This is a genomic window from Pseudoalteromonas peptidolytica (assembly GCF_012641745.1).
In the GTDB taxonomy this organism is placed as follows: domain Bacteria; phylum Pseudomonadota; class Gammaproteobacteria; order Enterobacterales; family Alteromonadaceae; genus Pseudoalteromonas; species Pseudoalteromonas peptidolytica.
This window is the reverse complement of sequence record NZ_WEHZ01000059.1, coordinates 1-8,808: the sequence shown is the minus strand read 5'-3', so window position 1 is coordinate 8,808 and position 8,808 is coordinate 1. Positions and strand designations below refer to the sequence as shown.

Below are 8,808 nucleotides of genomic sequence, written 5' to 3'. Positions count from 1 at the left end.
GCTCAAGCAGTGTGAATGCGGCTTACCGAGTCAACGCAGCAAATTGAAAACCGCTGGCTGGAACGACAAATTTAGGGCACAGGTATTCTTTGGTTTATAAGTAATCAAAGTATGCTCCGCCCCTGGGCTGAAAAAGTAAAAGCCATGAACCTACCTGAAGAAGCACAGGAAAAAATGCTTCTTAGAGCGACAAATGGTTTGTCATTCTTTAATACCTCGCCAATGAACCTCGGAAAAATGGGCCAGAGTGATATTAAAGACAACCTCGAAAACTACATTCAGTGCTTTTCAAAAGATGCCCGTGAAATCTTTGAACATTTTAAGTTTGATGAATTTGTTGGCCTGCTTGACGATGCTAACTTGCTTTATAAGGTGGTTGAAAAGTTTTCTAACACTGACTTAAGCCCTAAAGCGATTTCAAACCACGACATGGGTTTGGTGTTTGAGGAGCTAATCCGTCGATTTGCTGAAAGCTCAAACGAAACCGCAGGGGAGCACTTTACCCCGCGTGATATCGTACGTTTAACTACGTCGTTGGTATTTATGGAAGACGATGACGCCCTAACCAAAGACGGTATTATCCGCACCATATACGATCCAACCGCAGGTACAGGCGGTTTCCTATCTTCAGGCATGGAATATGTACATGAGCTAAACCCAAAAGCGGTAATGCGTGCCTTTGGTCAAGAGCTTAACCCTGAGTCATACGCTATCTGTAAAGCCGATATGCTGATCAAAGGGCAAGATGTGAGTCGTATTAAGTTGGGGAATACCCTATCAAACGACCAACTACCGATAGATCAATTCGATTACATGCTATCTAACCCGCCATTTGGTGTGGATTGGAAAAAGATCGAAGGCGATATTAAAAATGAGCACATTCTAAAAGGCTTTGGTGGTCGTTTCGGCGCAGGTCTTCCCCGTGTATCAGACGGCTCTTTACTGTTTTTAATGCACTTAATCAGTAAAATGCGTGACACTAGCTCTGTTGAAGGCAATATCAGCGATGGTGGGCGTATTGGTATTATCTTAAATGGCTCACCACTCTTTACAGGTGGTGCAGGCAGTGGCGAGAGTGAGATCCGCCGCCATATTCTAGAAGCCGACTTACTCGAAGCGATCATCGCCTTGCCAACTGATTCGTTCTACAACACAGGTATCGCCACGTATGTTTGGGTTCTTTCTAACAAGAAAGATGCAGGGCGCAAAGGCAAAGTACAGTTAATAGATGGCTCTAATTTGTGCGGAAAAATGCGCAAATCACTTGGCTCTAAACGTAACTTGATGAGTGATGATGATATTAAAACCATCACGCGTGCTTTTGGTGACTTTGAGGTAATAGATGCTCGGCCTGTTGATAAACCAGTTGAAGAAAAATCTAACCGAGGTCGTCAATCAACGACCCCTAAAACAGAAGCGCCGAAAACCTTTGCGAGCAAAATTTTCAATACCTACGAGTTTGGTTATCGCCGCATTACGGTTGAGCGCCCACTAAGACTTTCATCACAAATCACAGATGAAGCCATTGAATCACTGCGTTTTGCGCCAAAGCCATACAACACAATCATGCAGCGCATTTATCAAGATTATAGTTCGTCTTGGACTGACGAAACCTATGGTCAGTTAAGTGAAGTTGAAAGCGAAATCCGCGCACTTATTAAAGCTGAATTTAGTGAGCTAAAAGAAAAGCAAATTAAAGATGTATTAGATTGTAAAATCTGGTTGTTCCAAAAAACACTAATGGAAAAAGTGCAAAAGCTTCAGGTACAGCTTGGTGATACCTTAGGTGGTAAATCAAACCGCTCTGATGACTTTAACCAGTTTGATATTGACTACAACAAAGCGCTAAAAGCCATCGATGTTAAATTTGACGCGAAAGAGAAAAAGCAATTCTTAGATGCTGTCACCTCTAAAAACCCAGACGCAGAGCGAGTGGTTGATAAAGCCTTAAAAACGGATGCAGATGAGCTTTATGGTGCGTTTGAATACCAAGGCGATGTCTCCAAATGGCAAAATAAAGTGGTGTCATTTAAGCAAGATGGTGACTTGCGCGATAACGAGAATGTACCGCTTGATCCTAGTGTTACTACATCAACATTGGTTGAAACTTACTTTAATAAAGAAGTGGCACCACACGTCGCAGATGCTTGGATTAACGCTACTAAGCGTGATGAAAAAGATGGCGAAATTGGAGTTGTAGGCTATGAAATCCCTTTTAATCGTCATTTCTATGTCTATCAACCACCTCGTGCATTGGAAGAAATCGACGAGGATCTTGATGCAGTAAGTGCTGAAATTATGAAGCTGCTTCAAGAGGTGCATTCGTAATGAGCAAGTACAAAGCATATCCAGATTATAAAAGGTCTAATATAGAATGGTTTAGCTGCTTACCAAGTACTTGGAAAGTATCTCCCATAAAATATTTATTCAATATTGTGAATGGTTCTACTCCAAAATCAGGGGTTACAGAGTTTTGGGATGGAGACATTGTTTGGGTAACCCCCGCAGATTTAAGTAAATTATCGAGCTTTAAAGTTTCTTCATCTACAAGGAATATTACTGAAAAAGGTCTAGATTCATGTGGTACAACGATTGTTCCTAAAGGTAGCCTTGTTCTCTCGACTAGAGCGCCAATCGGATCTTTGGCAATCGCTGATTATGACTTATGCACCAACCAAGGCTGTAAGTCATTAGTTACTATTTCTGATTTAGATGTAAAATATTTTTACTATTACCTTTCGGTTGCTACTGAACAATTAAACCTATTTGGAAGAGGAACAACATTTTTAGAGCTGTCTTCAAGTGATTTAGGAAGTTTTCCTGTGCCAGTTCCGAGCCAAAAAGAAAGTAGAGCAATCACCAACTTTTTAGATCACGAAACCGCCAAAATCGATACCCTTATCGAAAAGCAACAACAGCTTATTAAGCTGTTAAAAGAGAAGCGCCAAGCAGTGATCAGCCATGCGGTGACTAAAGGTTTGAACCCTGAAGCGCCCATGAAAGATTCTGGTGTGGAATGGTTAGGTAAAGTGCCTGAACATTGGGGAGTATCAAGATTAAAATTCGAGTGTGATGTAGTTGATTGTCGAAATAAGACTCCAGAATATTTCGCTAATGGCGAATACTTTGTTGTTCGTACTACAAATGTAAAAAATCAGAAATTAAATTTTAACGCTGCTTTATTCACAGACCAAAAGAATTTTGAAATTTGGACTCAAAGAGGTATACCGCCAGCAGGATCAATCCTTTTTACACGAGAAGCTCCTACTGGTGAAGTTTGTATAGTTCCTGAGAACCTAAAGTTCTGTATGGGACAACGCATGATGAACTTCATTTCAAATAGTCAAAGTTACACTAATTATCTTTTTGACTATTTGATATCTGATTGCTTAGACCATTATATAAATAGTGTCTCTCATGGAAGTACAGTAAGCCACTTAAGGGTAGAGCAAGTAGAAAATATTCCTGTCCCTGTTCCTCCTGAAGAAGAATTGATAGCTATTCATGAACATATTGGAAAACTCAAAACTCGATACAATGCTATAGAAAATAACGCTTTCAAAGCTATAAAGTTAATGCAAGAACGCCGCACAGCTTTAATCTCAGCCGCAGTAACAGGCAAAATTGATGTGCGTAATTGGCAAAAGCCTGAAAAAAGGGAAGAGGTAGTGGCGTAATGGATTTAAACTTATGGAAGGGAATTTCTAGCTTTGTTGCAATTGATAAATACCCGACATTACCTTGCCCATATTGCGCTGCAATGGGCTTGAAGTTAGAACAGTCGAGTATTCAAGCACGCGTTGTTACTGAGGGAAAGCTCCTTGAAGAGAGCAAGCGATATCAAAGGGACAAAGATGCAAGTGTAAAAAAGCGCAAAGAAAGGCATAGCAATACCGAAGAATCAGATCCATTTTTGGTTAAGCTAATTTTGGCCGCATTTGATTATTATTCAGAGGCTACCTCTCCAATTAACGGAGTGCCTCATCTTTTTAATAGTTTTTACCATTGCGAAAAATGTAATGGGAATGTATCGGCTTCAGGCGTATTGCTTAAGCCTAAAATGGGTTTAGAAGACAAGCCAAAACCTGATTTTGTTAAGGTTGAGCATTTTTCTCCAACAGTGCCAATTTTCAACCTTTCTGAAAATACTCCACATGAAGTAGGTAAAGAGCTATTTGACGCCTTTAAACATTTCCATTTTGATACGCCTTCATCTGCGTCTAAATTAAGACGCGCTATAGAACGGTTTTGTGATGATATGAAGCTTGACGGAAAAGTGCTACATAGTCGAATAGATCAATTAAAAAAAACGTACCCTGAGGAAGCTAAACAATTACTTGCTCTCAAATTGATAGGTAATGAAGGAACACATGGTTCTGGTGTGGAGGAACTTGATTTGCTGTATGCATTTCAGATTTTTCAGGTGGTATTAGAGCTTTATGACCGTAAAGCTAGGCTCGACTCAATCCAAAGTTGTTATGCAAAATTAGCAGATAAATACGATAAGAAAAAACAAAAACAACTAGTGCACAAAACTCCTGCGGTATAACTAAATAGTTAATGGAATTAATGATGAATGACGCAACCCAAGAAAAAATTTTTCAAAACGATATTATCACCCAAATGGTGGCAAATGGTTGGGTGCAAGGCCAACCTGAACACTATAATCGTGAGTCAGCCTTATATGAGCAAGATGTATTAGCTTTTGTAAAAGAAACACAACCCAAAGAGTGGCAAAAGTTTTGTAAGGTCTACCCGATTGATTCTGAGCGCCACTTCATTGATGCGCTCGTGATACAGCTTAAAAAAGCGGATGTAAATGCAACTGATAAGGCATCACGCACTTATGGCACTTTAGGTGTATTGCGTCACGGCTTAAAAATACGTAATGCGCGTTTTTCATTATGCCAGTTTAAGCCAGAGCATGATTTAAACCCTGAAACCCTTGCCCGTTACCAGCAGAATATTTGCCGCATTGTACCTGAGCTTGTGTACAGCCCATATGCAACAAAAGAGCATTTAGCTGAGACTGGCAAAAAAGCTAAGGCATGGCGCATTGACTTGGTGCTATTTGTTAATGGCTTGCCTGTATCAACTTTAGAGCTTAAGTCTGAATTTAAGCAAGCAGTTGAAAAAGCCATTAAGCAATATAAACGCACGCGCTTACCTAAAGACCCTGCCACCAAGAAGCCAGAGCCGTTATTAACCTTTAAACGCGGTGCATTAGTACACTTTGCCGTAAGCCAATATGAAGTCTATATGGCAACTAAACTGGCAGGGGACGATACTTTCTTCTTACCGTTTAACAAAGGTACAAGTGAAGGTGGCGCGGGTAATGATATTCCAACACTCTTTAATGAAAGGGATCTAAACCGCTATGCGACAGATTACCTTTGGAATGAGGTGTTAACGCCAGATAACCTACTTAATATAATTGGCCGCTTTATTCATTTACAGATTGAAGAGGTCGAGGATTGGGAAGGTCGCAAAACCAAAAAAGAAACCCTGATATTCCCGCGTTATCACCAATGGAATGTAGTCACTAAGTTGATTGGTGCTGCCATAGAAGAGGGCACGGGCAATAGATACCTTGTGCAACACAGTGCTGGGTCGGGTAAATCAAACTCGATTGCTTGGACAGCACACCAGCTTTCAACTTTGTATGATGCGAAGGGCAACAAACAATTTCATTCTGTTATTGTGGTAACAGACAGAACTGTTCTTGATGATCAGCTACAAGATACCATTTATCAATTTGAACATGCTGATGGTGTGGTTCAAAAGATAAACACTAAGGAAGATAAAGGTCGTTCTAAATCTGAAAAGCTTGCGGAAGCTTTAGAGAATTCAGCGCCGATCATCATAGTCACTATTCAAACCTTCCCGTTTGTATTACGTGCTATTGAAAACAGTACCAGTTTAAAAGAGCGTAACTATGCGGTAATTGCCGATGAAGCGCACTCATCACAAAGTGGCTCAACGGCGCGTCAGTTAAAAGAAGTATTGATGACTGATGAAGCAGATGATGATACTGAACTCACCTCTGAAGATATTCTAGATGCAACAATTGCGGCTCGCCGTGGGAGCGCCAACTTAAACTACTATGCGTTTACGGCAACACCAAAGGCTAAAACCTTAGAGCTATTTGGCCGTTTACCAAACCCTGAGTTGCCTGCATCTAAACAAAACAAACCAGAAGCGTTTCATGTGTATTCAATGCGTCAAGCCATAGAAGAAGGCTTTATTCTCGATGTATTGAAAAACTACACAAATTACCAAGTCGCTTATCAATTAGCACAAAAAATTGAAGCGGCTGATCAAGAGGTAGATAGTAAAAAAGCCAAGGTAAAACTGAGCCAATGGGTACGCCTACACGAATACAACATCTCGCAAAAGGTGAAGGTGATTGTTGAACATTTTAAAGACAACGTGATGGGGTTACTGGGCGGCCAAGCTAAGGCGATGGTTGTTACAAGTTCACGTAAAGAAGCGGTTCGCTACAAGTTAGCCTTTGATAAATATGTAACAGAAAACGGGTATCAATCTATTCGTGCCTTGGTTGCGTTTTCTGGTGAAGTTGAATTTAATCAAAATGATCCTGATGCGATTGCTTTGCTTGATCAAAAGTTCACTGAAAAAAGCATGAATCCAGACCTTAAACAAGATATGCGCAAGGCGTTTGACACCGATAGCTATCAACTTATGTTGGTGGCTAACAAATTTCAAACAGGGTTTGACCAACCAAAACTGTGCGCCATGTATGTGGATAAAAAGTTGGGTGGTGTTGAATGTGTTCAAACGCTATCGCGCTTAAACCGTACTTACCCAGGTAAAGCTGAATGCGGTACGTTTGTACTCGACTTCTTCAATGATCCTCAAGATATTCTCGATGCATTTCAACCTTACTATCAAACAGCAGAACTCGCTGATGTGACAAACCCAGATGTTGTGTTTGAGTTATATGAAAAGCTACGTACCAGTGGCATATTCCTGTGGAATGAAGTTGAACAGTTCTGTGAAGCCTTCTTTACTAAGAATAAATCTAACGCAGCGATCAGCAATATTTGTAAGCCAGCGGTAGACCGTTGGCAAAAACGCTATAGCTCTGCGGTAGAAGCCTACATTCAAGCTAAAGAAATGTTTGAGCGCACTAAAAAAACAGGTGACGCAGTGCTAATCGCTAATGCTGAGAATAGCTTTAAAGAGTGTAAGCAAGAGAAAGACCGTCTTGAAATCTTCAAAAAGGATTTAGGTAGCTTTACTCGCTTTTATGAGTTTATGTCTCAAATAGTCGATTATGACGACAAAGAGCTAGAGAAACTGAGCCTATATGCTAGACACCTACGCCCGTTATTACGTGAAAAGGTAATTGAAGAAGATGACATCGACCTTGATAACGTAGTAATGAGCCATTACCGCTTATCTAAAATTCGCCAGCAAGATATTCAGCTTAAAGAAGATACCCCCGAATACCAACTTGAGCCTAGTAGTAATGTCGGCAGTGCAAAGGCGAAAGACAAGAAAGAAGAGTTTATGTCTAACATACTGGCTCGTCTGAATGAGTTGTTCATAACCGATAACCTCACCGACAAAGACATGATCAACTATGCGTTCACCGTGCGTGACAAGCTAACTGAAAACGATGCAGTAATGACGCAGATAGCTAACAACACCCGTGAACAAGCCATGCTTGGCGATTTTCCTCAAGCAATTGATGACGCCATCTTAGGTAGTAGTGAAGCCCATCAAGAACAGATGATGCAATTGCTATCAGACCCTTCTAAAACAGCTCAGTTTGCGAGGGTGGTGTTTGATATGTTGAATGGATTTAAGGGGTAGTCTACTGGATTCAAGGACATAGGTTGATGTGCTCTTGTGTGTCAGAGCATGTACAAAAAGATGAGGTTAGTACCGTTATGACAAGCAAAAATAAAAGTGTATTTATAGATTCAATCTACTTTACCAATATTAGGGGGTTAGATAACTGCCACGGGCAGGATGAAGCAGGTTATGAGCGTTCCTATGGGGACTTTATTGAATTTAGAAAAGTTAATATATTGATAGGGGAGAATGGATCAGGAAAGTCGACTATTCTAGATATAATCAACGCATTATCACAACCTGACCTTCTTGCTTCATTACCTAAAGACAATTTAAAAAAATATGAGAAGATAAAGCTAAATATCAATCTATTGATAGATGATAACAAGCATGAATTACGGTATCGCTATTCTCCTGTTTTCGGAGGTCTCAAGAAGAAGGAATTCCAATTACACTTTGATATATATGGAAGTGACCTTAATGACCTCGGGTATACTTTGTTCGACTCCTATAGAAAGAGAAGGTTAACAACAATATACCGCTCTTTATTTAAAAAAGGGGTTAATCATGCAAATATCTTTAGTTTCAATAACAGAACAACACTGAAACAGAACAACACTGACACCCACTAGAGTAAAAAAACAACACTGACACCCACTAGTATCTACCCTATGGTAATTTCTAGTTAGAACCACAAAAAATTGTTTATTACTCGTATCAAAAGTGCTTAAGAAAATAAGGTTCCTGTTAGTGTTTACGTATTTCCTGACACTAAAGTCAGTGTATCGCACACCATAAAGGCACTGTGGTTAACGCAGCTTGAGGGGTTATCGCTAAAGAATCTATTTGGTTAAGCCAGCAAATGTTCACAATTTGCTAGATTTGTGCGCCGTCGCTTTTTGAGTGTTTCACAGTAAGCGGTGAGTACTCGCTCTCGACCAACAGCACCATGGAAAATCCGAGAAAATTGGGTTGTGAGTTTCATCC

5 protein-coding genes and 1 pseudogene are annotated in these 8,808 nt (G+C 40.3%); 5 read left to right on the top strand and 1 reads right to left on the bottom strand.

Going from position 1 to position 8,808, the window contains the following annotated elements; all coding sequences use genetic code 11:
* The first annotated feature begins 111 nt into the window (after positions 1–111).
* The 5 genes from F9Y84_RS21475 to F9Y84_RS21455 are packed head-to-tail and all read left to right on the top strand — an operon-like array spanning position 112 to position 8,453.
* Complete coding sequence (locus F9Y84_RS21475; RefSeq protein ID WP_168756788.1) at positions 112–2,328, top strand: class I SAM-dependent DNA methyltransferase; 2,217 nt, start codon at positions 112–114, stop codon at positions 2,326–2,328.
* On the top strand, positions 2,328–3,677 hold the full coding sequence (locus F9Y84_RS21470; RefSeq protein WP_147391210.1) for a restriction endonuclease subunit S: 1,350 nt from the start codon (positions 2,328–2,330) through the stop codon (positions 3,675–3,677). The genes F9Y84_RS21475 and F9Y84_RS21470 overlap by 1 nt, the downstream gene beginning before the upstream one ends.
* A complete protein-coding gene (locus tag F9Y84_RS21465; RefSeq protein ID WP_147391209.1) occupies positions 3,677–4,549 on the top strand; it encodes a DUF4145 domain-containing protein in 873 nt (290 codons plus the stop codon). Before F9Y84_RS21470 ends, F9Y84_RS21465 begins: the two co-directional genes overlap by 1 nt.
* A gap of 23 nt (positions 4,550–4,572) precedes the next feature.
* A complete protein-coding gene (locus tag F9Y84_RS21460) occupies positions 4,573–7,839 on the top strand; it encodes a type I restriction endonuclease subunit R (RefSeq protein ID WP_147391212.1) in 3,267 nt (1,088 codons plus the stop codon).
* Positions 7,840–7,877: 38 nt separating this feature from the next.
* Positions 7,878–8,453: an AAA family ATPase gene (locus tag F9Y84_RS21455; protein ID WP_167508304.1), complete on the top strand. Its 576-nt coding sequence runs from the start codon at positions 7,878–7,880 to the stop codon at positions 8,451–8,453.
* A 218-nt stretch (positions 8,454–8,671) separates the two neighbouring features.
* Here the strand turns inward: F9Y84_RS21455 and F9Y84_RS22340 are convergent.
* Positions 8,672–8,808: pseudogene (locus F9Y84_RS22340) on the bottom strand (transposase); the annotation flags it as partial.

What these genes read in the sequence shown, in the direction of transcription:
- F9Y84_RS21475 (WP_168756788.1), top strand. Translation starts at nt 112, where the DNA reads ATGCTCCGCCCCTGGGCTGAAAAAGTAAAAGCCATGAACCTACCTGAA.
- F9Y84_RS21470 (WP_147391210.1), top strand. Translation starts at nt 2,328, where the DNA reads ATGAGCAAGTACAAAGCATATCCAGATTATAAAAGGTCTAATATAGAA.
- F9Y84_RS21465 (WP_147391209.1), top strand. Translation starts at nt 3,677, where the DNA reads ATGGATTTAAACTTATGGAAGGGAATTTCTAGCTTTGTTGCAATTGAT.
- F9Y84_RS21460 (WP_147391212.1), top strand. Translation starts at nt 4,573, where the DNA reads ATGAATGACGCAACCCAAGAAAAAATTTTTCAAAACGATATTATCACC.